General features: G+C 70.5%; 24 protein-coding genes. 7 read left to right on the forward strand and 17 right to left on the reverse strand.

The window, feature by feature from the left end:
* The first annotated feature begins 31 nt into the window (after positions 1-31).
* A complete protein-coding gene (locus P0592_RS04240) occupies positions 32-229 on the forward strand; it encodes a DUF8015 family protein (RefSeq protein WP_276273026.1) in 198 nt (65 codons plus the stop codon).
* A 4-nt stretch (positions 230-233) separates the two neighbouring features.
* Here P0592_RS04240 and P0592_RS04245 read toward each other — a convergent pair whose 3' ends face one another.
* The 3 genes from P0592_RS04245 to P0592_RS04255 all read right to left on the reverse strand — a co-directional run bounded on the left by P0592_RS04245 (position 234) and on the right by P0592_RS04255 (position 2,492).
* Positions 234-587, reverse strand: coding sequence for a DUF5811 family protein (locus P0592_RS04245; protein WP_276273027.1), 354 nt, complete (start codon positions 585-587; stop codon positions 234-236).
* 177 nt (positions 588-764) lie between these two features.
* Entirely contained in the window at positions 765-1,235 is a 471-nt protein-coding gene (locus P0592_RS04250) for a pyruvoyl-dependent arginine decarboxylase (RefSeq protein ID WP_276273028.1), read from the reverse strand.
* 42 nt (positions 1,236-1,277) lie between these two features.
* Complete coding sequence (locus tag P0592_RS04255; RefSeq protein WP_276273029.1) at positions 1,278-2,492, reverse strand: outer membrane protein assembly factor BamB family protein; 1,215 nt, start codon at positions 2,490-2,492, stop codon at positions 1,278-1,280.
* A gap of 108 nt (positions 2,493-2,600) precedes the next feature.
* Between P0592_RS04255 and P0592_RS04260 the strand changes: the two genes are divergently transcribed.
* Together P0592_RS04260 and P0592_RS04265 are read left to right on the forward strand one after the other, a co-directional pair.
* Positions 2,601-4,103 (forward strand): hypothetical protein, encoded by a 1,503-nt coding sequence (locus P0592_RS04260; RefSeq protein WP_276273030.1) that lies wholly within the window; start codon positions 2,601-2,603, stop codon positions 4,101-4,103.
* Between the two features lie 48 nt (positions 4,104-4,151).
* Positions 4,152-4,790 carry an IS6 family transposase gene (locus P0592_RS04265; RefSeq protein WP_276272273.1) on the forward strand — a complete coding sequence of 213 codons (639 nt, stop codon included), beginning with the start codon at positions 4,152-4,154 and terminating at the stop codon, positions 4,788-4,790.
* A 44-nt stretch (positions 4,791-4,834) separates the two neighbouring features.
* Here P0592_RS04265 and P0592_RS04270 read toward each other — a convergent pair whose 3' ends face one another.
* The 5 genes from P0592_RS04270 to truA all read right to left on the reverse strand — a co-directional run bounded on the left by P0592_RS04270 (position 4,835) and on the right by truA (position 12,153).
* Positions 4,835-7,093 (reverse strand): DUF7405 family protein, encoded by a 2,259-nt coding sequence (locus P0592_RS04270; RefSeq protein ID WP_276273031.1) that lies wholly within the window; start codon positions 7,091-7,093, stop codon positions 4,835-4,837.
* Positions 7,086-8,015 (reverse strand): DUF1102 domain-containing protein, encoded by a 930-nt coding sequence (locus tag P0592_RS04275; protein ID WP_276273032.1) that lies wholly within the window; start codon positions 8,013-8,015, stop codon positions 7,086-7,088. Before P0592_RS04275 ends, P0592_RS04270 begins: the two co-directional genes overlap by 8 nt.
* A 179-nt stretch (positions 8,016-8,194) precedes the next feature.
* A complete protein-coding gene (pan2, locus tag P0592_RS04280) occupies positions 8,195-9,415 on the reverse strand; it encodes a proteasome-activating nucleotidase Pan2 (RefSeq protein ID WP_276273033.1) in 1,221 nt (406 codons plus the stop codon).
* 103 nt (positions 9,416-9,518) lie between these two features.
* Positions 9,519-11,309, reverse strand: coding sequence for an oligoendopeptidase F (gene pepF / locus P0592_RS04285; protein WP_276273034.1), 1,791 nt, complete (start codon positions 11,307-11,309; stop codon positions 9,519-9,521).
* Between the two features lie 40 nt (positions 11,310-11,349).
* The gene (gene truA / locus P0592_RS04290) at positions 11,350-12,153 is read right to left on the reverse strand and encodes a tRNA pseudouridine(38-40) synthase TruA (protein ID WP_276273035.1); all 804 of its coding nucleotides are present in this window, start codon (positions 12,151-12,153) and stop codon (positions 11,350-11,352) included.
* A 101-nt stretch (positions 12,154-12,254) separates the two neighbouring features.
* Between truA and P0592_RS04295 the strand changes: the two genes are divergently transcribed.
* Positions 12,255-12,761 (forward strand): GNAT family N-acetyltransferase, encoded by a 507-nt coding sequence (locus P0592_RS04295; protein ID WP_276273036.1) that lies wholly within the window; start codon positions 12,255-12,257, stop codon positions 12,759-12,761.
* 57 nt (positions 12,762-12,818) lie between these two features.
* On the opposite strand, the gene P0592_RS04300 is transcribed toward P0592_RS04295, so the two are convergent.
* Positions 12,819-14,276, reverse strand: a complete 1,458-nt coding sequence (locus tag P0592_RS04300; RefSeq protein WP_276273037.1) for a sulfatase family protein — start codon at positions 14,274-14,276, stop codon at positions 12,819-12,821.
* 88 nt (positions 14,277-14,364) lie between these two features.
* Here P0592_RS04300 and P0592_RS04305 point away from each other — a divergent pair, with 88 nt between their 5' ends.
* On the forward strand, positions 14,365-15,447 hold the full coding sequence (locus tag P0592_RS04305; RefSeq protein WP_276273038.1) for a TrmB family transcriptional regulator sugar-binding domain-containing protein: 1,083 nt from the start codon (positions 14,365-14,367) through the stop codon (positions 15,445-15,447).
* Between the two features lie 51 nt (positions 15,448-15,498).
* On the opposite strand, the gene hisS is transcribed toward P0592_RS04305, so the two are convergent.
* From hisS to P0592_RS04330, 5 genes are all read right to left on the reverse strand, one after another.
* Positions 15,499-16,797, reverse strand: coding sequence for a histidine--tRNA ligase (gene hisS, locus P0592_RS04310; protein WP_276273039.1), 1,299 nt, complete (start codon positions 16,795-16,797; stop codon positions 15,499-15,501).
* A gap of 52 nt (positions 16,798-16,849) precedes the next feature.
* Positions 16,850-17,449, reverse strand: a complete 600-nt coding sequence (locus P0592_RS04315; protein WP_276273040.1) for a DUF7411 family protein — start codon at positions 17,447-17,449, stop codon at positions 16,850-16,852.
* 6 nt (positions 17,450-17,455) lie between these two features.
* On the reverse strand, positions 17,456-17,800 hold the full coding sequence (locus P0592_RS04320) for a DNA-binding protein (protein WP_276273041.1): 345 nt from the start codon (positions 17,798-17,800) through the stop codon (positions 17,456-17,458).
* A gap of 51 nt (positions 17,801-17,851) precedes the next feature.
* Entirely contained in the window at positions 17,852-18,313 is a 462-nt protein-coding gene (locus tag P0592_RS04325; protein ID WP_276273042.1) for a 30S ribosomal protein S19e, read from the reverse strand.
* A gap of 63 nt (positions 18,314-18,376) precedes the next feature.
* Positions 18,377-19,417 carry a lysylphosphatidylglycerol synthase transmembrane domain-containing protein gene (locus tag P0592_RS04330; protein ID WP_276273043.1) on the reverse strand — a complete coding sequence of 347 codons (1,041 nt, stop codon included), beginning with the start codon at positions 19,415-19,417 and terminating at the stop codon, positions 18,377-18,379.
* A 93-nt stretch (positions 19,418-19,510) separates the two neighbouring features.
* Between P0592_RS04330 and thiL the strand changes: the two genes are divergently transcribed.
* Complete coding sequence (gene thiL / locus P0592_RS04335; protein WP_276273044.1) at positions 19,511-20,377, forward strand: thiamine-phosphate kinase; 867 nt, start codon at positions 19,511-19,513, stop codon at positions 20,375-20,377.
* 9 nt (positions 20,378-20,386) lie between these two features.
* Here thiL and P0592_RS04340 read toward each other — a convergent pair whose 3' ends face one another.
* The 3 genes from P0592_RS04340 to P0592_RS04350 form a co-directional block, all read right to left on the reverse strand.
* Complete coding sequence (locus P0592_RS04340; RefSeq protein WP_276273045.1) at positions 20,387-20,533, reverse strand: hypothetical protein; 147 nt, start codon at positions 20,531-20,533, stop codon at positions 20,387-20,389.
* 93 nt (positions 20,534-20,626) lie between these two features.
* Positions 20,627-21,799, reverse strand: coding sequence for a site-2 protease family protein (locus tag P0592_RS04345; protein WP_276273046.1), 1,173 nt, complete (start codon positions 21,797-21,799; stop codon positions 20,627-20,629).
* A gap of 70 nt (positions 21,800-21,869) precedes the next feature.
* Entirely contained in the window at positions 21,870-22,118 is a 249-nt protein-coding gene (locus tag P0592_RS04350; protein WP_276273047.1) for a DUF7123 family protein, read from the reverse strand.
* Positions 22,119-22,525: 407 nt separating this feature from the next.
* Between P0592_RS04350 and pyrH the strand changes: the two genes are divergently transcribed.
* A complete protein-coding gene (pyrH, locus tag P0592_RS04355; RefSeq protein WP_276273048.1) occupies positions 22,526-23,212 on the forward strand; it encodes a UMP kinase in 687 nt (228 codons plus the stop codon).

Raw genomic sequence — 23,212 nt, forward strand, 5'->3', positions numbered from 1 at the left:
TAATTAGCCGGCGCTGCTGCGTGTCGGTACAGTGATCGGAGTCGCCCCCTTCCTCTCGACGGCCGACCTCGTCCTCGCCAGTATCGCCCTGTCGATGCTGCTGGCGGCGTGTGGTGCCGTGGTGACGTCGCTGTCGGTCGTCGGCGCGCTGGCCGCCGGGAGCCTCCCGGCCGGCGGGTCCATCGGCTACGCGCTGTTCTACGATCCGCCGGTCGCCACGGAACGGTAGGTCGTTACTGTGCCGTCGGCGTCGTCTCCTCGCCCATCACCTGCTTGACCTGCAGAGCGGCGGAGGCAGCGATCCCCTGGGCGAGGTCGTCGCGCTCGTCGTCGGAGATGGTCGCGCTCTCGGGGTCCTCGGGCGTGTAGTCGGCGCTGACGACGGAGCCGACCGGCGGCTGGACGGCGATCCTGGCGCGGGGTCCGGCCTCGCCCTCGCTGATCTCGGACCCGACGACGAACTCGCCGGGCAGCAGCTCGCGGGTCCGGGCGGCGACGCCCGCGAGATCGCGGCGCAGCGCCTTCCGTTGGTCCTGCGTGAGCGTCACCGCCTCCGTCTCGTTGCCGAACGGCGTGTTCCCGTACATCGGGGTTCCTGTCCCGGTATGCGGCGTGGTGGTATAAAGCCCGTGGCTCCCGCGAGGGGCTGTCGGTGTCGGCGGTGGAGACGGGACGTCTTCGGACGGCCAGCCGGTGCGCTCCGACTCCCGCCCGGGTGGAAGCGAGTGAGACGCGGGCGCGTTCTCCCCGACCGGCCCGGCGTCTCAGACGACGGGGTGGCTCTCGCCGTAGGTCGCCAGCACGGCCGCCGTGGCGTGGTCGTCGTCGGGCGCGACCGACCGGACGTGGATCTCCTCCTCGACGAACTCCCAGTCCCGGAGGGCCCGGCCAGCGGCCAGCCCCTCGCGGATCTCCGCCCGGACCGCGTCGGGGTCGACACCCTCGACCTCGTAGAAGATCCCGGGGCCGTCGCCGGTGCGCGCCCAGCCGACGCCGGCGGCCGCGCGCTCGCCGGGCGCGGCGGTGGCCGCCGACTGGACGACCTCCAGGGCCTCGCCGGGCGGCCCGAGGTCGGGGGCCGTCCCGACCACCTCGACGGCCGGGCCGGCGGGGATGACCGACGAGAGGGTGAGGAGGTTGTAGTTGTGGACCCCCGCCTCGGCGAGCGCGGCGTCGTAGGACGAGAGTGCCGTCGGGCCGGTGGCGGTCCCCCAGACGACCCGGATGGTGCTCATACCTCGCACTCGACGACCCGGGCGGTAAGGGATTTCGCTTCGCTACGCCGGCGTGAGCGCGTAACACATCCCCGGCCGGTCGGGGTCGCCGTCGACCGCCCGCTCCGTGTAGTAGATCGCGTCCGCCGTCACCAGCGGGGCGCTGCTGACGTGGCCGCGGTTCTCGACGGCCCACGCGAGGTCGCCGGTCGCCCGGTCGACGGCGTAGAGGTGCGTGTCGTAGGACCCGACCAGCACGTGGTCGGGCGTGGCGACGACGCTGCCGATGAGCCAGCCGCCGGTCTCGAAGCGCCACTGCTCCTCGCCGGTGTCCCGGTCGAGGGCGTAGAGGTGGTCGTCGTGGCTGCCGACGTAGACGGTGCCGTCGTGGACCGCCGGCGCACACATCGCGTCCGCGCCGGTCTCGAACTCCCAGCGCATCGAGCCGTCGGTCACGTCGACGGCGGTGATCGTCTCGGCCCACGACGGGACGACGGCGACGCCGTCGTCGACGGCGACGGGAGCCTTCACGTCGTCGCCGGTGTCGTAGGTCCAGGCCCGCTCCAGCCCGGGGAACGTCCACGCGTAGACGCGGCCGTCGTTCGAACCGAAGAGGAGGACGCCGTGCTCGCGGTCCAGCGCCACCGTCGAGTGGGGGTGGTTCGTCGGCCGCGTGTCGCGCCACTGGACGCTGCCGGTGGCGGCGTCGACGGCCGCGACGCTGCCGCTCGGGGCCGCGTGTTCGACCGCGACGTACAGCACGCCGTTGTAGTAGGTCGGGCTCGCGCCGATGGCGTCCCCGAGCTCCGTCCGCCAGCGCCGCCGGCCGGTCTCGACGTCGATGGCCGACACCGCGCCGTCGTAGGCCCCGATGTAGGCCGTGCCGTTGGCGACCGCCGGCGTCCCGTGGCTCCCGCGACCCGCGTCGGTGAACGTCGTCGCCCACCGGACCTCGCCGTCGGTCGAGAGCGCGCGGATGCGGCCGGTGTCGTCCGCGACCAGCAGGTCGCCGGTCGGGGCCAGCACCGGGCTCCCCTTCGCGGCCGTGTGGTCGCCCCGGTTCGTCGGGAGCGACCACCGCTTCTCGACGGCCGCGGGGATCGACCGGTCGGTGTACCCCCGGTTCAACAGCCCCTGCCGGAACTGCGTGGCCGCCGTCTCGTCGAGCGCCGTGTCCGCCAGGGGGTCGAACCCCGACTGACAGCCCGCGAGCGACCCGGCGACGGCGGTCCCCAGGCCGGCGAGGAACGTCCGCCGCGTGTGGTCGTCTGCGTGCACGCCCTGCCGTACCGCGCCGGCCCGCTTAAATTGCGCGACGGCGGCGGTCGCTCAAACCGCGCCCGACCGTCCAGAAAGGGTTTAGAACGGGCACGCGACGACGCACCTATGCGACGACGCGCCCTCCTCGCCGCGCTCTCGGCCGGCGTGTCCGGCCTCGCGGGCTGTTCGTTCGGATCGCCGGGCGACGATCGGGCACACACCGCCGTCGATCCCGCCGAGACCGACACGCCGACACACTCGCAGCCGAACACGGACGCCGACGGCGGAGCACGGACCGGCGACCCGCCACGCCCCGAGGACCCCCGACACGTGGTCGCCCTCGACACCGGCCCCCGGACGTACGCGCTCTCGCCGTACATCCGGGTCGACGACGGCGGCCGGGTCGCGCTGTGGTTCGACCGGACCGCCACGGCCGACCACCCGGCCCGCCTGCGCGGGTGGCTCCGGAACGGCAACCCCTACGAGAACACCTTCGAGGTCCAGTGGATTCCGGCGGTCGGCGACGTCCACGCTCGTCAGCCGCGGGGCCACGACCACGAGGCCGCCCTCCACCTCGCGCCCACCGAGGACAACGCGCTCGCGGCGACGGTCCCCGACGTCACCCGCGACGAGAGCGGCTACTGGCGGGCCGAAGACGTCGGGCCGTGGCTGGTCGAGACCCACCGCCTCGCCCCCGGGGAGTGGGTCCCGCTAGCGTACGACGTGGTCGGCTCGCCCGGGATGTCCGGCCGGCCGACCGGGACCTACGAGTTCGGCGACGGCGCGACCCTGACCGTCTGGGACGCCGCCAGCCCCGGTCCCGACGGCGACTCCCGGTTCGCCGGGCGGTCGGTCCCCGCGATGGACGGCGAGGGGAGCGTCGCGTGGTTCCACCAGGCCGGCCCGGAGACGACGGCGTTCGTCCGGCCCTCTGCCGAGCGCGTCGCGCTGGACGCGCAGGTCGCCTTCGAGATGGTCAACCACAGCCACGAGCGGTTGCAGTGTGGCCACTGGAACCTCCACAAGCTCGTCGACGGCGAGTGGTTCCACGTCGGGCCGACGGTCCACACCTCCGACTGTCGGCTGCTCCCGCCGGGGGGCCGAAAGGAGTGGCACCTGCGGGCGTTCAACGCCGACGCCGTCGGCGGCTGCGACGAACCGGGGCTCACTCGCGGCTACCTCGGCGGCGGCACCTACGGCGTCGTCGCCGGCTACGGCACCCCCGAGCCCGAGAGCGGCGCGCTCGTGGACCTGGTCGGCGACCCGGTCGAGGTGGTGCCGACCGACGACGCCGACGCGACCCGCGACGGCGACACCGTCACGGTCACCCTGCCGGAGTACGGCGACGGGGAACACCCGCCGGACGCGGCGGTGACGCTCCGCCGGGCCGACGCCGCCGACGAGCGGGTCATCGCCGAGCAGGTGATGCGGACCGGCGGCTTCCTGTCGAGCGGGCGGGGCCTCCGGAACTGCCTGCCGTTCCTGACCGAGGGCGTCGCGCGGGTCGTCCTCCGGGCCGACGGCCACGTCGCCGACGCCGTCCTCGGCCACGACGCCGACGGCCGGCGGTTCCGGTTCCGCGGGCGGGCCTACGCCGTCGAGCGCGGGACGGGCCGAGGCGACCGGTGAGCCGTCGTGTTAAGATAAGGATGAGGCGGTCGGTGTTTCGAATGTTCTATGCCCGAAATCGACCGCCTCACCGGTGATAGCGACTGGATCGATTTGGATTTTATGGAGCGAGAGCGGACACCGGAGGGGATCGTTGAAGTGGGTATTCAGTTGCATCTGGCTGGTCTATCGCTTTCGAATACCAAACAGTATCTTGAGAGGTTGGGTGTCAAACGCAGTCGAACGGCGATCCACAACTGGGTGCAGAAGGCTGATCTACAGCCAACCGGCACGAGATCGTCGAATTACATCGCGGTCGATGAGACTGTAATTCAGCTCGGAACCGAGCGCTACTGGCTGTACGCCGCTGTCGATCCCAAGACCAACGAGTTCCTCCACGTACGGCTGTTTCCAACGACAAACTCAGGTCTAACACACGTGTTTCTGCGTGAACTCCGCGAGAAACACGCCATCGACGATGCGGTGTTTCTCATCGATGACGCCGACCATCTCCAAGCTGCACTGTCGCGGTTTGGACTCCGATTTCATATTCGTCGCCACGGAAATCGGAATAGCGTCGAACGTGTCTTTCGTGAGGTAAAACGACGAACATCCTCGTTCTCAAATACGTTTAGCAACGTCGAGCCGGCGACAGCAGAATCTTGGCTCGAAGCATTCGCCGTCTGGTGGAACCGATGCCAAAGTTAACACGACGCCGGTGAGCCGCGGACGACGCCACCGCTACCGCCCGTTCAGGAGTCGGTCGCCAGCCGCCGCCGGAGCGCGCGCGCCGAGTCCGTCCGGTTGATCGGTGCCGTCGCGAACACGGGGAACCCGGCCTCCGTCTCCGCGTACAGGCGCAGGTACCGCGTCTCGGGGGTGACACCCATCTCGTCGACGGGCACTGTACAGACGAGTTCGTCCACACCGTCGCCGTCCACGTCGCGGTGGGTGTGGTCGCTCGGAGTCGCGCCCCGGCCGGTGTTGACCGCACGCCACGACCCGATCCGGGCCGTCGCCGGGTCGACGTCGGTCGGGCCGCCGTACTCCCGGGGCTGGTCGGTCGCCGGGTCCCGCTCGTAGCCGTCGGGCAGCGTCGGCCCCTCGTCGCGCCAGTCCTCGACGAGCCCGCGCAGCCCGTCGAGCCCGACCGCGTCGTCGCGCCACGCGCCGGCCGCCGTCGACAGCGCCGCCTCGGAGACCGCCGCGTCGCCGGCCCCGAGGGCGACCTCGATCGTCTCGTCCGTCCCGTCGACCGACGGGACCCCCCCGGTCCCGGGTTCGACGAGGAGCGGCGGGCGGGCCGCACGGGCCGGCGGGAGGCCGCGCAGCGTCAGCGGCGGGACGACGTAGTTGCCACGACGGGTCGTCTCGAGGAAGTTCGCGATGCCGTTCGCGTCAGGCGTCACCTCGTCCCGGATGTCGTCGTGCTGGATGCGGGCGTCCCCGGTCAGGCCGAACGCCTTCGAGTCGAAGGCGACCCCGTTCATCGCCTGCCGCATATACGCCATATAGGGGTTGAACCGCATCAGCGCCACGAAGAGGTTCCCCGGGCGGTTCTGTTCGACGGTGTCGACGTCCCGCCGGAGGATGACCTGTTCGGCCTCCTGTGGCCCGTCGTGGCCCGGCAGCGTGTCGTAGTCGGTCCCCGACTCCGTGGCCTCAACCTCCTGCCGGAGCGGGTCGTCCTCGGGCAACGCGTCGGTCAGCCGCTCGTTGAGGTCGAAACGCGCCCGAGCGGTCTTCTGGACGTGGCCGACGACGCCCTCGGACTCGGCGTCGGCCTCGGTCGCCTCGGCGACGTCCCGGTCGTCGCTACTGACGTCCCGCATCGGCCGGTCGCCCGGCGCGTTGGAGTTGCCCAGTTCCTCGCCGACGACGCCGGTGTTGTCGGCGTCGTGGTGTGGACTGAACATCCGCTCGCGGCGGCCCTGCGTGTCGTAGTCGTACCACGAGTCGAGGTCGATGTCCAGTTTCGAGACGTGTGCGACGGTCCCCTGGGCGAAGACGCCGGGCGGTTTCGGTTCGACGAGGCGTTGCTCCTCGACCATCGTGGCGTTGGTCTCCCGCGGGACGCTGTTGCGGAACAGGTCGTTGAACCCCATCGAGAGCTTCGCCGCCGGATGGTCGCCCTCGGCGTCCTCGTCGGGGATGTCGGAGGGGTAGACGCCCTCGGGGTCATCCTCGCCGCCCTCGGCTTCGAGGTTGTCGTGGCCGGTGAAGCCGACGCGCCGGGCGGGGTAGTCCGTGGGCTTCGAGAACACGCCCGAGAGGTCGGCGTCGAGCGACCGCGTCTCCCCGCCGACGTCGACCGTCTCGCCCCACAGCAGCGCCTCGGCCGCCAGCAGCACCTCCTCGTGGTCGCTGGCGAGGTGGACGACGGCGTCGTAGCTGTCGGCGACGGGGTCCTCGTGGGGGAGCGTCACCCCCGGCGTGTCGATGAGTGTCTCGGGGCGAAGGAGCCCCGGCTTGGCGAACCCGCTGTCGGGGTCCAGCCCAAGCGGGAGCGACTCGGCGTAGCGGTCGAAGTACGCCGCCGAGTAGCCGACGGTGAACAGCAGTCCCTCGTCGCGCCAGTCGAAGGTCGCCTCCAACTCCCGGAACGCCGCCGTCGCCGCCCGCCGGTCGGCCTCGGTCGGCCGGCCGTCGCCCAGGTAGTCCAGGTGCAAGAGGAGGTGGCGACCCGGCGGGATCGACGTCTCCCGGGTCGGGTCGTACTGCTCGTAGGCGTCCCAGGCGTGCTGGCGGTTCGCGCGCTCGGCGACCGTCACCGGGTCGTCCGTCGTCGCGGCGGCGACGGCCCCCGCCGACCCGTCGAACAGCCCCATCGCGGACTCCAGCGCGCCGACGCCGCCGATGAGCAGCGCCGACTTGAGGAACGACCGCCTGTCGACTCCCGCCGGCGGCCCGCCGGACGAGTCGCCGTCACCCGCCGGCGTCGCGTCGCCGCCGTCTTCCGGATCGCTCGCTCCGTCGTCGGAGTGGAACGGACAGCCCCCCACGTCACTCACCCCCCACGGTCACGTCGGCCGCGCCCGTCCGGACGGTGTCGGCCTCGCTGTCGACGACCGTCGGCGCGAGCGTGTACGTCCCCTCGTCGTCGGTCACGGCCACCTCGTAGCGGAGTGCGAGCGTCCCCGGCCCGATCCCGTCGAAGAGGACGAGCGCACCGCCCGGTGCCACGTCCGCCACCGCCGGCGTCACCGACAGGCCGTCGACGGTCGCGTCCGTCAGCGTCGGCTCGCCGAGTCCGGCCGGGAGCCGCTCGAAGACGTCGACCGGCTGGCGCTCCCCGAGCGTGACGCGAGTCGTCACCCGGAGGCGCTCGCCCGGGTCGGGGGCCGTCGTCGAGAGCCGGCGCGTCGCGTCGAACGACGGGGTCGTGCCGCCGTCGCCGCCCCCGTCTCCCGCACCCGTCTCCGCACGCGCGGCCGCCAGCGCGTGGACGGTGAACGACTCGACGAGCGGGCCGTCCTCCGGCGTGTCGCGCGTGTCGATGGTGAAGCCGACGGCCGCGCTCCCGCCCGTCGGCAGCCGGACGGCGTCTCCCTCGCTCTCGACCGGGCCGCCGTCGGCGTGGAACTCGACGTGTTCCGAGTCGTGTGTGATCCAGAGGACGACCGGCTGTGTCCCCTGGTTCGTCGCGCGGAACGCTCGCTGGACCACCGTGACGGCGTCGTCGTTGACGCCCTCGCCGGCGACGGCGTCGTTGGACGGCGAGAGGTCCAGCGCCAGCTCCCCGTCGTCGACCGTCGCGTACGCCCCGTTCGGCCCCGTGGCCGGTTCCAGCGCCAGGTACGCCGACGCGTCCCCGACGACCGACACGTCGACCGTTCGCTCGGCGGCGACGCTGCTGAACGCCTCGCTGCCGACGACTGTGCTCCCGAGTGCCGACGCTCCCCCGAGCGCCAACAACAGTTCTTTCCGTGACATACAACCCCCGTTTCCCTACCACCCCCTCAGGAGTTTCCTCGGATAAAGGAGTCAGACCGTTCATCGGAGACGGCGGCCGCGGTCTGCGAGCAAACGGTCGTTGAACCAGGCGAGCGGGGCGAAAAGACCGATTGAACCCCGCGCTCCGTCGGACTGCTATATAGCTCGCCGTCCGTCGCTCAGGCGAACGCGACGGGCTGGCTGCCCGTGTCCTCGTCCTGTTCGACCTTCTCCAGCGCGTCGAGGAGGTCCCCCTGCCGGACGGTCGTCCGCCCGTCGCGGATGGCGAACATCCCGGCCTCGGTGGCCAGCGAGGCCAGTTCCGCGCCGGAGAGCCCGTCGGCCTCCATCGCCAGCGCGTACAGGTCCACGTCGTCGCCGAGGCTCATCTCGCCCGTGTGGATGTCGAGGATGCGCTCGCGGCCGTCGACGTCGGGTTTCGGCACCTCGATGAGGCGGTCGAACCGGCCCGGCCGGAGGATCGCGCGGTCGAGCATGTCGAAGCGGTTGGTGGCCGCGATGATGCGGATCTCGCCGCGGTCGTCGAACCCGTCCATCTCCGAGAGCAACTGCATCATCGTCCGCTGGACCTCCGCGTCGCCGGAGGTCTTTGACTCGGTGCGTTTCGCGGCGATGGCGTCGATCTCGTCGATGAAGATGATCGCCGGCTGGCGCTCGGTCGCGAGCTCGAAGAGGTCGCGGACGAGCCGCGCCCCCTCACCGATGAACTTCCGGACGAGCTCGGAGCCGGCCATCTTGATGAAGGTGGCGTCGGTCTCGTTGGCGACGGCCTTCGCGAGCATCGTCTTGCCGGTGCCGGGCGGCCCGTGCAACAGGACGCCGCTGGGCGGGTCGATGCCGACCTCGCGGAACTGGTCGGCGTTGACCAGCGGCTCCTCGACGGCCTCGCGGACCTCGCGGATCTGCTCCTCGAGGCCCCCGATGTCGCCGTAGGTGACGTCCGGCGAGCGCTCGACCTGCATCGCCTGGGCGCGGGCGTCGGTCTCCGGGTCGAGGATCTGCTTGACCGAGAAGGAGTCGTTGATGGCGACCCGGTCGCCGGCCTCCAGGGAGTCCCGGATGGTCGGGGAGACCTCCGTCAGGACCTCCTGGTTGTTGCCGTGTTGCTTGACGACGACCCCGTCGTCGGTCAGCTCCTCGGCGGTGGCGATGTACAGCGAACTGGTCTTCAGCGTCTCGTTCTCCCGTTCGAGCTGGTCGACCTCGTCGGTGAGGTTGTCCCGCCGCTGGCGGGCGCTGTCGAGCTGTTCCGAGAGCTGCTCGTTGACGCGGACGAGCTCTTCGAAGTGGTCCCGGAGCGCCTCGAGCCGCTCCTCTGGAGACATATCGGGGTCCAGATCCAGCCGAGGGCGTTCCGGGAGCGAAGGACTACGCGACATCTGACTGCACGGGTCTACGCGACTGAGACACAAAGTGCCTTTGGGTGGGTCGACTGGTGAAACGTATTTATGCCCTCGGACGCGGGCCGCTCCCGTCCCGCCCTCAGAGCAGGCCGGCGAACTCGTCGAGGTAGTCACCGTACGTCGAGAGCGCCGACTCGACGGGGTCGGGGCTGGCCATATCGACGCCGGCGTCCCGCAGCAGTTCCAGCGGGTACTGTCGGGAGCCACTGGAGAGGAAGTCGACGTACCGCTGGGCGGCGGGCTCGCCTTCCTCCAAGATGCCGTCGACCAGCGCCACGGCGGCGGAGATGCCCGTCGCGTACTGGTAGACGTAGAACGCCCGGTAGAAGTGCGGGATTCGCATCCACTCGCGGGCGATGCGGTCGTCCAGTTCGGCGGGTGCGTAGTAGTCGCCCTTCAGGTCGGCGTAGAGGTCGTCCAGCCGGTCCGGCGTCAGCGGCTCGCCGGCCTCGCTCATCTCGTGAGTCCGGTGCTCGAACTCCGCGAACATCGTCTGCCGGTACAGCGTCGACCGGAACCGCTCGAGGTACTCGTTGAGGACGTGCCGGCGCAGGCGCTCGTCCTCGACGGTCTCCAGCAGGTGATGGGTCAGCAGCGTCTCGTTGACGGTCGAGGCGACCTCGGCGACGAAGATCTCGTAGTCCGAGTAGACGTACGGCTGCTCGTCGCTGGTGTACTCCGAGTGCAGCGAGTGGCCCAGCTCGTGGGCCAGCGTGTACATCGACTCCACGTCGTCCTGGTAGTTCATCAGGATGAACGGCTGGGAGTCGTAGGTCCCGCCGGAGTAGGCCCCGGACTGCTTGTGCTCGGTCTCGTAGACGTCGACCCACCGCGACTCCAGTCCCTCGGCCAGCCGGGACTGGTAGTCCTCGCCCAGCGGCGCGACGGCCTCGGTGACCCACTCGCAGGCCTGCTCGTACTCGACCTCGGGGGACTCCCCCTGGACCAGCGGGACGTAGAGGTCCCACATCCGCAGCTCGTCGGCCCCGATGGCCTCCCGCTTGAGGTCGGCGTGGCGGTGGAGGTGGTCGAGGTTGTCCCGGACGGTGTCGACCAGCGTGTCGTACACCTCGACGGGGACGTTCGGCCCGTCCAGCGCCGCCTCGCGGGCGGTGTCGTAGTTGCGGGCGTTCGCCAGTTTCACGTCGGTCTTGACGGCGTTCTTGTGGGCCGTACCGACGGCGTTGCGCACGGTCGCCCACTCGTCGTAGAAGGCCTCGTACACCCGCTGTCGGAAGGCGCGGTCGGGGTGTTTCTGGAGCGTGGTGAAGTTGTTGAGCGTGATCGTCCGGTCGCCACCGTCGGGTCCCTCGACGGTCGGGAACTCCATGTCGGCGTTTGCGAGCATGTTGTACACCTCGCCGGGCGCGCCGGTGACCTCGCCCAGTTCGGCGAGCAGGTTCTCGACCTCCGTCGAGCGGGTGTGGGGTTTCATCCGGAGCACGTCGTCGAAGAAGTGCTCGTACTCTTCGAGGGCCGGCTCCGCGTCGATCATCGCCTCGATGTCGTCCCACGTCAGGTCCTGGAGTTCGGGTTCGAGGAACGAAGCGGCCGAACTGGCCTCCGAGGACAGCGACTGGGCGCGGGCGGTCAGCGCCTGGTAGGTGTCGTCGGTCGTGTCCTCGTCTTTCCGCATCCGGGCGTAGGAGGCGACGTTCGAGACGGTCCGCATCAGCTCCTCGTAGGTCGCCAGCGTCTCCCGGAGGGTGGCGGCGTCCTCGGTGGCCCGCCCCTCGTAGGCTTCGAGGTCGTCGATCAGCTCCTCGGCCCGCTCGTAGGCGGCCTCCCAGTCCTCGTCGGTCGCGTAGAGGGACTCGAGGTCCCACTTGTAGGCCTCGTCGACGTCGCTCCGCTCGGGTACCGAACTCATAGCCCCGGCTTGGCGGTCGGCCGAAGTAAGCCTTTCCGGGCTACGGCAGGCGGTCGGCGACACAGCCGGCAACACTGGCCGCCGCACGGCGCTCGGCCCGCAGGGCGGCGAAGACGGCCCGCGCGTCGGCGGCCGCGTCGGGGTCAGCGTCGAAGGTCACGCCCGGGTAGTCGACGCCGGTCAGCACCAGCGGGGCCGCCGGGGCGGGCGCGACCCCGTCCGGGCCGTCGACCTCGTCCGCGCCGAGGACGCGGTCGACCTTCGCCGGCGGCGCGTCGCCACGCGCCACCGCGGCGACCAGCCCGACGACCCGACGGACCAGCTGCCGGGGGAACCCGCCGGCCCGCAGGTCGACGACGAGAAACGGACCGTCGCGGGTGAACGACCCGTCGAGGACCCGGACCGTCCCCTCCCCGTCGGGCGTGAGGTTGTGGAAGTCGTGCTCGCCACACAGGGCCGCGAGCGTGTCGCGGGCTCGGCGGTCGTCCACGTCGGGCGCGTGCAAGAAGTACCTGTAGCGCCGCTCGACGGCGTCGTGGGTGGCGTGAAAGTCGTCGCCGACGGCCGCGCTGGCCCAGACCCGGACGTCGTCGGGCAGCCGGCCGTTGAACGCCGACGGCGAGAGCCACTCGGGGGCCTCGAAGGCGACGGTCTGTGCCAGCGCCGAGACGCCGGCGTCGGTCCGGCCCGCCGCGGCGTACCCCGGCGGCGGCCCGTCGGCCCGGTCGCGGACGCCGAGCCGTTCCAGCGCGTCCAGCAGCGCGTCCTCGACGGTCGGGACGTCGGGCTGGCGCTGGAACCCGTTGTAGGGTCGGCCGTCGTACGCGACCCGGTAGGCGCGCATAGGCCCCGTTGCCCGCCCGCGCACTTGGCTGTCCCGACTCCCCGTTCCCGCGGACTGGAAACGACGGACGGATTTAGGCGGCTCGGGCGTCTACGGTCGGTATGGACCAGCCCCCCGGGTCAGTTCGGGAGTTCCCCAGGCCGCCCCGCGAGGCGACCGACCGCGAGGGCCGGACGGTGACCGCCGAGGCCTACGACGGCGACGCCGACCCGCTCGTCGAGATGTACACGGAGTTCGACGCGGGCTCGCGCTCGCAGGGCGTCCCGCCCCGCACCGAGTCGGCCATCCGCGAGTGGGTCGCGGGCCTGCTGGAAGACGGTCTGAACGTCGTCGTCAGACACGCGGGGCGAGTCGTCGGCCACGCCGTCCTCGTCCCCCACGACGACGACGCGGAGCTGGCCATCTTCGTCCACCCCGACTACCAGTCGGCGGGCAACGGCTCCCTCCTCATCGAGGCGCTGTTGGGCTACGGCCAGGAACACGGTCTCGAACACGTCTGGCTGACCGTCTCCCACGACAACCGCATCGCGATCAAGCTCTACGACAAGGTCGGCTTCGAGACGCGGATGCGCGACCGGACCGAGTACGAGATGGAGCGGCCGCTCTAGCGGTAGCCCGGATTCCGTATCCGGAACCGTCGGCGAGCGCGTCCGAGCACGGGGTCGCTACTCCGGCGGCATCCGTCCACTGTCGTCGGCCGTGAGTACCTTCTCCGTCCACTTGGTTATCGGATCGTCGGTCGCCGTCATCCAGTCGAGCAGGGTCGCCTCGAGGTCGTCCCGAACCGACTGGTACTCCGGGTGCTCGGCGAGATTCCGTAGTTCGTCGGGGTCGTGTTCGAGGTCGTACAGCTCGTTCCTGTCGGGCGCGTTGTGGACGTACTTGTACCGGTCGGTCCGGACCATCCGCTGCGAGTAGAGCCCGAACTCCTCGCCGTGATACTCCGCGAACACCGACTCGGGCCAGTCCGCCGGCGTCGTCCCCTCCAACAGCGGGACGAGGCTCCGACCGTCGACGTCCGCCGGCGGTTCGACACCGCCCATCTCGAGGAACGTCGGCATCAGGTCGAGGAGCCGGACGAACTCCGTGCAGTTCGATCCGGGTTCGACGGTCCCGGGCCACCGGACCAACATCGGGATGTGGTACACCTCCTCGTACATCATCGGTCCCTTGTTGAACTGGCGGTGGCTGCCGGTGAAGTCCCCGTGGTCCGCCGCGTGGACCACGGCCGTGTCGTCCCCGAGGTGCTCCTCGATGGCGTCGAGGATGCGGCCGATCTGCTCGTCGATGAACGTCACGAACCCGAAGTACTTGCTCACTGCCTCGGCCCACGTCTCCCAGTCGATGTCCGCGACGCCCCGGTACTCGAGGAACTTCTCGTGGACGCGCGGTTTCCCGTCGAAGGTCTCGTCGAAGTTCCCCCAGCGCTCGATGTCGGCCGGATCGTACATCGAGGCGTACGGTTCCGGGACGAGGTAGGGGTGATGGGGCCCCACGAAGTCCGTCCGGTGAAAGAGCGGCTCGTCGTCCTCGTCGGCGCGCTCTATCCGCTCGATGGTCTGTTCGGCGAGGTAGTACGTCCGGGTCGCCTCCTTCGGTATCGTTGTCTCGCCGGCTATCAGTACCGGGTCGGTTCCCTGGTCGGTGTATATCGGGTCCCGGATCTCGGCGTCCTCGGGGGAGACGCCGAGTTCGCGCTGGTACTCCCGAAAGTCCGTGTCCTCGTCGTCGTGGCTGCCGTCGCCGCCCCCGAGGTAGTCGAACCCGAAGTCCTCCGGGGTCTGGGTGCGGCCGACGTGCCACTTCCCGGCGTAGGAGTTGTCGTATCCGTTCTCCGCGAGCAGTGTCCCGAACGTCGGTAGGTCCGTCGAGAGGTCCTCCTCGATCGCGTCGGGCTCGTGACAGTTGTTGAGCATCCCGTGGTTGTGGGGATACAGGCCCGTCAACAGCGACGCGCGTGCGCTGGTGCAGATGCCGATGGGAGTGTACGCGCGCTCGAAGGTCATCCCCTCCGCCGAGAGGCGGTCGAGGTTCGGCGTCGCGACGCGGTCCCGGTCGCCGCTTGCCACGTCGTACCGTTCCTGATCCGTGAGCAGCAAGACGATGTTCGGTCTGTCGGCCATATCCGGTACGTGCCGGTGAAAGGGAATAGGTGTTCTTACCACGGAGGTAGTACGACGCTATTTAATACGGAGAGACGAACGGGAGCCTATGGATCAGGAGGCGCTCCAGTCGGTCCTCGAGGAAGGTGGCCTCTCGGGGTACCAGGCCGACGTGTTCGTGAGCCTGCTGTGGCTGGAGGAAGCCACCGTCAGCCAGCTGCTCGACAGCTGTTCGGTCCCACAGCCGCGGATCTACGACGTGATCGACGAACTGGAGAGCGAGGGGTACATCGAGACCTACGAGGAGGAGTCCACCCGGGCGCGAATCCACGATCCGTCGATCATCCAGACCGAACTGACCGAGCAGGCGGACCGACTGGAATCCGCCGCGGAGCGGATCGGTACCGTGTGGGAAGAGCCCCCGTTCGGGCGGCACGAGATCAGCGTGCTCAGCGACTTCGACCACGTGGTCGACCACGCCGCGAGCAGCATTCGGAACGCCGAGAACAGCGTCCAGCTGTCGCTCGACGTCCGAGTTTACGTCGACCTGATCGACGAGCTCCGGCGGGCCAAGGACAACGGCGTCCACGTCGAACTCTCGCTCGAAGAGACGGAGTCGTTCCGGTTCGGCGTCGACGACGTCGACGAGTACTTCGAGACGACCGCCTCGGAGGTGAAGCGACGTCACAGCACCGCGCCGTTCATCGCGCTGATCGACAGCCGGGAGGTGTACTTCGGCCTCAGACAGCGTCCGGTCGACAGCTACGGGCTGGTCATCAACGACCAGGCGATGTCCTCGATGCTGTACTGGTTCTACCAGAACTCGCTGTGGGAGATCTGGGAGACGGTCCACTCGGACTCGACGGACCGACGGGCAGCGGAGTACACCGAGATACGACGTTGTATCCGAGACGCCACGACCCGGCTCGAGGCGGATGAGACGGTCGCCGCGACGGTCTACGGGTACGACAGCGAGCAGGGCCGCCAGCGAGAGGTCTCGGGGGAAGTGACCGACGTCGTCTCGCCGAGCGACCCGGGCGACGCGGACATCCAGAGCGACGTGTTCACCGGGCGTGCGACGGTCTTCCTCGATACCGGTGACGCCGAGTACAGCGTCGGAGGGTTCGGGGCGATCCTCGAGGACATCCGGGCGACGCGGATCGTGCTCCACGAGGGACCCGCGGCCGAGTAGTCGTCGGCAGCCGGCCGGCAACGCCGGGACCGCCAGGATCCCCGACGGCCGTCAGGCGAAGTCCTCGAAGGTGGGCCGCTCGCGGTCCCCGGGGAAGTCGTCGACCGGGACCGACACCTGCTCGCCCTCGTCCATCTCCTTGAGCGTCACCTCGTCGTTCGCGAGGTCCTGCTCGCCGACGATGACGACCGTCTCGGCGTTGATCCCGTCGGCGTAGCCCATCTGCGCGCCGAACGACCGGTCGGCGACGTCGGTCTCGACGACGTGGCCCCGCTCGCGGAGGTCGCGGGCGATGCGGGCCGCCGTCGCGCGAGTGTCGCCGACCTGCAGGACGTAGTAGTCCGTCGACAGCTCCTCCGCGGGCCAGGCCCCGGCCCGCTGGCAGAGCAGCTGGAGCGTGGCGTGGCCGACCGCGAACCCGACCGCCGGCGTGGGCTGGCCGCCGAACCCCTCGATGAGGTCGTCGTAGCGGCCGCCGCCGAACACCGAGCGGGAGACCTCGCCCGTCGAGTCGAAACACTCGAAGACGACGCCGGTGTAGTAGTCCAGCCCGCGGGCCGTCGTCAACGACAGCGCGAGGTGGTCCCGGACGCCGAAGTCCCCGGCGGCCGCCAGCACGGCCTGGAGGTTCCCGACGGCGTCGGCGACCGCCTCGGAGCGCTCGGCCAGCGCGTCGAGGTCGTCCTCGCCGACCTGGAGGAGGTCGTCGAACTCGCGGGCCTGTTCGGTCGAGAGGCCCGCCTCGAACAGCAGGTCGAGGTACTCGTCGCGGTCGACCTTCGCGCGCTTGTCGACGGCGCGGATGGCCTCGCGGGTGTCCACCTCGGCGTCGAACGTCGCCAGCAGCCCCGAGAGGATGTCCCGGTGGGAGACCCGGATCTCGAAGTCCGCGCTCGTCAGGCCGAGGTCCGTGAGCATGTCGACGGCGACGGCGAGGACCTCGGCGTCGGCGTCGGGCTCCGAGGAGCCGAAGACGTCGACGTTGGTCTGGTAGAACTCCCGGAAGCGGCCCTGCTGGACCTGCTCGTAGCGCCAGAACGGGCGCGTCGACACCCACTTGATGGGCTTGGAGAGCTCCTGTTGCTTGGCGACGACCATCCGCGCGACGGAGGGGGTCAGCTCGGGCGTGAGCGCCACCTCGCGGCCGCCCTTGTCCTCGAAGCTGTACAGTTCCTCGACGATCTCCTCGCCGCTCTTGTCGACGTACATCGCCGTCGGTTCGAGCGCGGGCGTCCCGATCTCGCGGAAGCCGTAGCGGCGGGCCACGTCCTCCAGCGCGTCCGTCGCCCACCGCCGGGCCTGCATCTCCTCGGGGTAGAAGTCCCGGAACCCCTTCACGCGGTCGTACATACTGCCGGGTACAGGCAGGGCGCGCTTGAACCTGTCCGTTCGGCCGCGACGGTCAGCGACGGCCCCTGACACGGGACTGCGTGTGGTCGGGGAACACCTCGTCGATCGCCTCCTCGCCGTACTCGTCGGCCAGCAGCGCCCGTAGCTCCACCTCGTAGTCGGCCTTCGGTACGTCGGCGCTGGGGCCGGTCTCGACGTCGAGCGCCCGGGCGGCCATCGCGTCGATCGCGCCGCGGCCGACGCCCGCCAGTGGCGCGAGGTAGTCGACGCCGAAGCGGTCCTCGACGCTCTGGGCGGTGGGGCGCTCGATCGTCGGGACCCGGTCGTCCCGCCGGGTGCCGTCGGCGACGGCGGCGAGGTCGTCGGTCCAGTCGCCGCGGGCGACGACCTCGACGGCGTGCTCGTGGACCTGCTGGATGCCGTTGCGGGGGAACCCGTCGTCGCGCATCCGCTCGACGGCGGCGTGGGCCACCTCGGGATCCAGGTCGACGGTCTCGTGGGCGAAGCCGACCGACGCGGCGGCCTCGCGGGCGGGGGCCGGGTCGACGACGCCGAACGTGCCGCTGACGAGGGTCACGTCGTAGAAGGGGGCGAGCAGCAGCGCCGCCAGCGTCGAGTCCTTGCCCGCGCTGTACAGCAGGCCGCAGTGCATCCCGGCCTACCGGCGCTTGATGTCGAAGCTCTTGGAGTCCGGGGTCAGCTCGGACAGCAGCTCCTTCATCTGGTCCTCGTCGATCTGTCCCTGGACACGCCCGCTGCGGGCCAGCGCGACGACCTGCTGTTCGATCTGTTCGCCCACGTCGGGTTTCGACATCTTGACGGTGTTGAGCCGCTTGCGGGCACCGTCGGTGAGGTGCTGTCGCAGGACGGCCTTCTTCTGTGCCTCGGCCTGCTGCTGGGCGGCCTCCTGGGCCTCGGCGTCGCCCTCCTGCTGTTCTTTCAGCTGCTCCATCTTCTTCTCGCGGAGCTCCTCCAGTTCTTCCTCGCTGGGGTCGCCACTCATAGTTGTGAGTAGCTACCGGCCTGTGCCGGAAAACGATTACGGAGCCGCCGATCAGGCGTACCGCTCGAGCTCGGGGCGGTCGAGGTCCTGGATGACCTCGCCGGCCGTGTCGTCCAGCAGGCTGCGGCCCTCGCCGGTGACCCGTCGGCCGTCGCTCTCGCTGGTCTCGACGTAGCCGGCGTCCTCGAGCTGCTGGAGCGCCGTGCGGATGACGTTGCCCGAGCCCTCGGCCTTCTGCTTGGGCCGGACGCGGTAGCGGGTCGACCCCTGCTTTGAGCTGCCGTAGGCGGTCCGGAGGCTGTTGACGCCGACCGGGCCGTCGACGGCGACCTTCCGGAGCAGGCTGGCACAGCGGCGCTGCCAGAAGTCGTCCTGCTCGGGCGGGAGTTCGCGGTCGACGCCGGTCTTGGCGACGGCCACCCAGTCGGGGGCCTCGATGTCGTCCTCGGCTGCGAGCTTCTCGGTGAGGGCCTCGATGAGGTCCTCCGCGGGCGCGTCGTAGAGTGTCGTCATTACGTCTCGATTCCCGGCGGCGTCATTTAAGCGCGTCGTTCCCGGGCGCTGGGCGGCACCGGATCACTTCCCGACGTGGGCCGTCGCCGTGTCCGCCCCGAGGAAGCTGGCGACCACGCCGCCGACGAGCATCGGCAGGAGGTACGTCGCCCCGCGGTGGACCAGCACCGCCGAGGTGGCCGCCGCCGCCGTCAGCGGTCCCACCGTCGAGACCAGCAGCGTCACCAGCACCGCCTCGATGGCTCCCGATCCACCCGGGAGCGGCGTGATGCTGGCGACGTTGCCCAGCGGGACCGCCAGCAACACCGCCGCCACCGGCACCGTGTAGCCGACGGCGTACAGCGACGTCCACAGCGACGCCGTCAGGCAGGCCCAGCCCAGCGCCGAGAGGCCGAGCGTTTGGGCCAGCGTCTGTCTGTCGGTGGCGATGCGGTCGATGGCGACGAAGAAGCCCTCAATCCGCCGCTCGATCGAGGCCGCGGTCGGCGGCGACCGCCACGGTAGAACCCTCCCGACGACCCGGACGATCGGGGTGAACACCCGGACGACGGCCTCCTCCAGTTCGTAGCGGTAGCGCCAGCCGAGATACGCCGCCAGCGGGAGTCCGACGGCGAGGGCGGCGACGGCCCCGGCGGCGAAGACCAGATTGCGGCCCAGCCGGATCGCGCCGGCGGCGACGAACGTGAACCCGACGACGGCGTAACCGATCGACGGGACGAAGTGGACGGTGTCGACGCTGGCGATGGCCGCCAGCCCCGTCTCGTACTCGCTGTCGGCCGCCGAGGAGATCAGCAGCGCCGACAGCGGCTCGCCGCCGGCCTGCCCGAACGGGGTGACGTTGTTCGAGAAGACGGCGGCGACGTAGACCAGGATCGCCGTGTGGGCCGCGACCGGCGTTCGCAGCGCCCCCAGTACCGACCACAGCGCCAGTCCCCACGCCGTCATCCAGAGCGCGGCGATGCCGACGACCAGCGCCAGCGTCGGCGGGTCCGCCCGGGTCAGCGCGGCGATCGTCCGGTCGACGCCGACGAACCAGACGAGGCCGGCCAGGACCGCCAGCGCACCGACGAACCCCAGCACCTGTGCGACGCGGTTGCCGTCCATACCGGGTCGTCGTGTCTCGCGCGTTTGAACCCACCGACAAAGCCACGCGCCGGCAGCCACCGGGGTTTTGTCCCGGGCGGCCGACCGACGGGTATGGACGAGCAGGCGGCGCTGGCGCTGATCGGCGACCGGCTCCCGGCGGCGGGCGACGACTGTGCCGTCGTCGACGGGCAGGTGGTCACGACCGACATGCTCCACGAGCGGACGGACTTCCCCGACGGGACGAGCCGCTACACCGCCGGCTGGCGGGCGGTCGGGGCGTCCCTGTCGGACGTGGCGGCGATGGGGGCCGACGCGACGGCCGCGGTGGCGGTCTACGCGTCACCGGCGTTCGACGAGACGGACCTCACGGCGTTTCTCGACGGCGCGACCGAGGTCTGTGCGGCCGTCGACGCCGAGTACGTCGGGGGAGACCTCGACGGCCACCGGGAGTTCACCGTCGCGACGACGGCCCTGGGGGAGACCGACGATCCGGTGTTGCGCTCTGGGGCGTCGCCGGGCGAGGCGCTGTGTGTCACCGGGACGCTCGGTCGGTCGGCCGCCGCGGTGCGGCTGTTCGAGCGCGGCGAGCCCGAGCGGGCCAACGACCTGTTCCGGTTCACGCCCCGCGTGGCGGCCGGCGTCGCGCTGCGGGAGTACGCGACGGCGATGCTCGACTCCAGCGACGGCCTGGCGCGGTCGGTCCACCAGCTCTGCCGGGCCAGCGACTGCGGGGCCGATCTCTCGGGGCCGCTCCCGGTCGACGAGGCGGTCGAGGCGGTAGCCGAGGACGCCGACGACCGCCGGGAGCTGGGGGCGTTCTTCGGCGAGGACTTCGAACTGGTGTGTGCGGTTCCGGAGGCGGCGCTCGACGCGGCGCGGGACGCGACGCCGTGTGCGCTCCACCGGGTCGGCACCGTCACCGAGGCCGGCGTCACGCTGGACGGCGAGCCCCTGCCGGACCGCGGCTACTCGCACTGAGGCGGCGGGTCACTCCGGGCGGGGGTGGTCGGCGTCCAGCGCCGCGGCGACCTGTCGGGCCGCGCGGTCGGCGGCGCTCGCGCGCTCGTGGTCGGAGAGGGCGGCGGACCCGGTACCGGGTCCGTCGTCGGTCGTGGGAGGGCTGTGGGCGGGCATCTGTACCCGTCCCTACGACCCACACCCACGTATAAACCCCCGACGCTTCGCCCGTTTTCGCGGATTTTACGGCATTTTACGCCGGTCGGCGGGCTACGCGGCGACGATCTCGAAGGGGACGGGGGTGAAACAGGCGACGCCCAGCGCGAACGTCAGCACGCCCAGTGCCGTCCGGCGCGGGCCGAGGCGCTCGTCGACGGTGGGCCGGGCGGGGCCGGCGTAGGCCAGCCCCGTCGAGATGAGCCCCCAGAACACCCACAGCGTCCAGACGCCGAACCCGATCGGCGGCGCGTCCCGGGTCAGGTAGAGGAAGCCCGCCAGCGCGAACAGCGCGCCCGGCACGGCGGCCGCGATGGTCTCCTGGCGCGGCCCGACGATGGCCCGGACGACGTGGCCGCCGTCCAGCTGCCCGACCGGCAGGAGGTTCAGGAAGGTGAAGAACATCCCCGCCCAGCCGGCGAAGACGACGGGGTGGACCGCCTCGCCGGGGCCGTACGTGGCCGCCAGTCCGAGCGCCTCCACGAGCGCGCGCAGGGCCTGCATCAGCAGCGGCTCGTGGAAGTCGATGGCGAAGCCCGTCCCCGCGTTCGCCACGCTGTCGGGGACGGCGATCGGGTCGAGCGTGAACCCGATCACCGTCACCACGGCCGTCGCGACCAGCCCCGCCAGCGGCCCGGCGACGCCGATGTCGAACAGGGCGCGCCGGCTCGGGATGCGCCCGCGGATGTTGATGACCGCGCCCATCGTCCCCAGAAGCGACGGGAACGGGATGAAGAAAGGCAGCGTCACGTCGACGCCGTGGTACCGGGCGGCGACGTAGTGGCCGAGCTCGTGGATGCCCAGCACGCCGAGCATCGCGACGACGAACGGCCACGCCTCGAACAGCCGCAGCGGCTGTTCCGTGACGGGGATGTAGTACCAACTGCTCGCGCCGACGTACAGCGTCGAGGCGATCGTCGCGACGAGGAGGACGACGTTGAGCCACGGGATCCCGTCGTCCGCCGCGGGTTCGGCCACGAGTGCGTACCGCCGCGGGACCAGGCCGCCGACCTCGCGGCCGCCGTCGGTCCGCTCGGCACCGTCCTCCAGCCGGAGGTCGTAGCCGCGCTCGGCGAACAGCGGGCGGAGCTCGTCGACGACGGCGTCGGGCGGGACGAGCGGATCGCCGACGTAGCGAACCGTCCCGCCGTCCTCGCGGACGGCGGTGACGTGGAACACGCCCGCGAGCGCGTCGGGACCCGGCGGCTCCTCGGAGGGGCGACTCATCGACTCGCGATAGGTGATGCGGGCACAAGTATTCCGTGCCCGCGAGAGGGAGTGGGGACCAGAAACGTGATTACGCGGGTTCGACGCGCCAGGTCGTCGCGCTCGTGTACGACCACTTCTCGACTTCGAGATCGGTCGCGCTGTCCTTGAGCTTCACCATCAGCGCGCCGATCTCCTTGGGGGACAGGCCGACCTCGTCTGCGATGAACTTGCTCTTGAAGTACATCTCGCCGTCGGCCGCCTTCTCGGCGAGATAGGACTTGAGCTGCTGTTCCTTGGACGGCGCTTCGTCACCGGAGGGCTTCGTGGTAGCGCTCATATCTGATACCTCACTCACCCCTTGTGACGCAGGGTGCATATAAAGGGGCGAAGCTTCGCGTCGCTTCGGAGCCTTTCACCCCAGATCCCCGTGAAACGGACGTTTTACGAGCGGCTGAGAAATATTTAGACGTTTTATACGACTATCTGAGTGGGTCTTCGGGGAGTGGGCCGACTCCGTCTCGGCGACCGCTTCGCCCCCACGACGCGATGATTTCAGCCGGTATTTTCGGGAATTGTTGCCGCTATCGTCAGACGATACCGTTCGTTTTTCGGCCGCGACCCCGCCGTTTCCGGCCGTGGAACCGTCTGACGGGGCTCTCGGTCCTGGCGCTGTGGCGTGTGGGCCACTGGCCCACCGAGCGGGCTTGACAACCCTTAAGAGCGCGTCGCGGGTACGCCGGGCTAATGAAAGTCGTCGTCTCAGTGGGCGGGAGCGTCCTCGCGCCCGACCTCGAACCGGACCGGGTCGCCGACTACGCGACCGTCCTCCAGGACCTCGACGACCGCGGCCACACGCTCGCCACCGTCGTCGGCGGTGGACCGACGGCCCGGGAGTACATCGGGACCGCACGCGAACTGGGGGCCAACGAGATCGAACTCGACCAGCTCGGCATCGCCGTCACCCGGCTGAACGGCCGCCTGCTCATCGCCGCGCTTGACGACCGGGCCGCACCGACGCCCGCGGAGAGCTACGAGTCCGGCCGCGAGGCCATCCGCCGCGGGGACATCCCCGTCCTGGGCGGGGTCGTCGCCGCACAGACCACCGACGCCGTCGCCGCGGCCTTCGCGGAGTACGTCGACGCCGACCTGCTCGTCTACGCCACCTCCGTCCCGGGCGTCTTCGACGCCGACCCGAACGAGGACGCCGACGCGACCCGCTTCGACAGCCTCGGAGCCGACGAACTGGTCGACATCATCGCCGGTATGGAGATGGACGCCGGGAGCAACGCCCCCGTCGACCTGCTGGCCGCGAAGGTCATCAAGCGGTCGGGCATCCGGGCGGTCGTGCTGGACGGCACCGATCCCGAGCGGGTCGCCCGGGCCGTCGCCGACGACGAGTTCGACGGCACCGAGATCCGACCGGGGGCGTAG

Origin of the sequence: Haloarcula litorea, from assembly GCF_029338195.1 — an archaeon.
In the GTDB taxonomy this organism is placed as follows: Archaea; Halobacteriota; Halobacteria; order Halobacteriales; family Haloarculaceae; genus Haloarcula; species Haloarcula litorea.

Excerpts from the sequence above, each read along its gene's own strand:
- P0592_RS04245 (WP_276273027.1), bottom strand. The coding sequence starts at position 587 with ATGTACGGGAACACGCCGTTCGGCAACGAGACGGAGGCGGTGACGCTC.
- P0592_RS04250 (WP_276273028.1), bottom strand. The coding sequence starts at position 1,235 with ATGAGCACCATCCGGGTCGTCTGGGGGACCGCCACCGGCCCGACGGCA.
- P0592_RS04260 (WP_276273030.1), top strand. The coding sequence starts at position 2,601 with ATGCGACGACGCGCCCTCCTCGCCGCGCTCTCGGCCGGCGTGTCCGGC.
- P0592_RS04265 (WP_276272273.1), top strand. The coding sequence starts at position 4,152 with ATGCCCGAAATCGACCGCCTCACCGGTGATAGCGACTGGATCGATTTG.
- P0592_RS04275 (WP_276273032.1), bottom strand. The coding sequence starts at position 8,015 with ATGTCACGGAAAGAACTGTTGTTGGCGCTCGGGGGAGCGTCGGCACTC.
- pan2 (WP_276273033.1), bottom strand. The coding sequence starts at position 9,415 with ATGTCGCGTAGTCCTTCGCTCCCGGAACGCCCTCGGCTGGATCTGGAC.
- pepF (WP_276273034.1), bottom strand. The coding sequence starts at position 11,309 with ATGAGTTCGGTACCCGAGCGGAGCGACGTCGACGAGGCCTACAAGTGG.
- truA (WP_276273035.1), bottom strand. The coding sequence starts at position 12,153 with ATGCGCGCCTACCGGGTCGCGTACGACGGCCGACCCTACAACGGGTTC.
- P0592_RS04295 (WP_276273036.1), top strand. The coding sequence starts at position 12,255 with ATGGACCAGCCCCCCGGGTCAGTTCGGGAGTTCCCCAGGCCGCCCCGC.
- P0592_RS04300 (WP_276273037.1), bottom strand. The coding sequence starts at position 14,276 with ATGGCCGACAGACCGAACATCGTCTTGCTGCTCACGGATCAGGAACGG.
- P0592_RS04305 (WP_276273038.1), top strand. The coding sequence starts at position 14,365 with ATGGATCAGGAGGCGCTCCAGTCGGTCCTCGAGGAAGGTGGCCTCTCG.
- hisS (WP_276273039.1), bottom strand. The coding sequence starts at position 16,797 with ATGTACGACCGCGTGAAGGGGTTCCGGGACTTCTACCCCGAGGAGATG.
- P0592_RS04315 (WP_276273040.1), bottom strand. The coding sequence starts at position 17,449 with ATGCACTGCGGCCTGCTGTACAGCGCGGGCAAGGACTCGACGCTGGCG.
- P0592_RS04320 (WP_276273041.1), bottom strand. The coding sequence starts at position 17,800 with ATGAGTGGCGACCCCAGCGAGGAAGAACTGGAGGAGCTCCGCGAGAAG.
- P0592_RS04325 (WP_276273042.1), bottom strand. The coding sequence starts at position 18,313 with ATGACGACACTCTACGACGCGCCCGCGGAGGACCTCATCGAGGCCCTC.
- P0592_RS04330 (WP_276273043.1), bottom strand. The coding sequence starts at position 19,417 with ATGGACGGCAACCGCGTCGCACAGGTGCTGGGGTTCGTCGGTGCGCTG.
- thiL (WP_276273044.1), top strand. The coding sequence starts at position 19,511 with ATGGACGAGCAGGCGGCGCTGGCGCTGATCGGCGACCGGCTCCCGGCG.
- P0592_RS04340 (WP_276273045.1), bottom strand. The coding sequence starts at position 20,533 with ATGCCCGCCCACAGCCCTCCCACGACCGACGACGGACCCGGTACCGGG.
- P0592_RS04345 (WP_276273046.1), bottom strand. The coding sequence starts at position 21,799 with ATGAGTCGCCCCTCCGAGGAGCCGCCGGGTCCCGACGCGCTCGCGGGC.
- P0592_RS04350 (WP_276273047.1), bottom strand. The coding sequence starts at position 22,118 with ATGAGCGCTACCACGAAGCCCTCCGGTGACGAAGCGCCGTCCAAGGAA.
- pyrH (WP_276273048.1), top strand. The coding sequence starts at position 22,526 with ATGAAAGTCGTCGTCTCAGTGGGCGGGAGCGTCCTCGCGCCCGACCTC.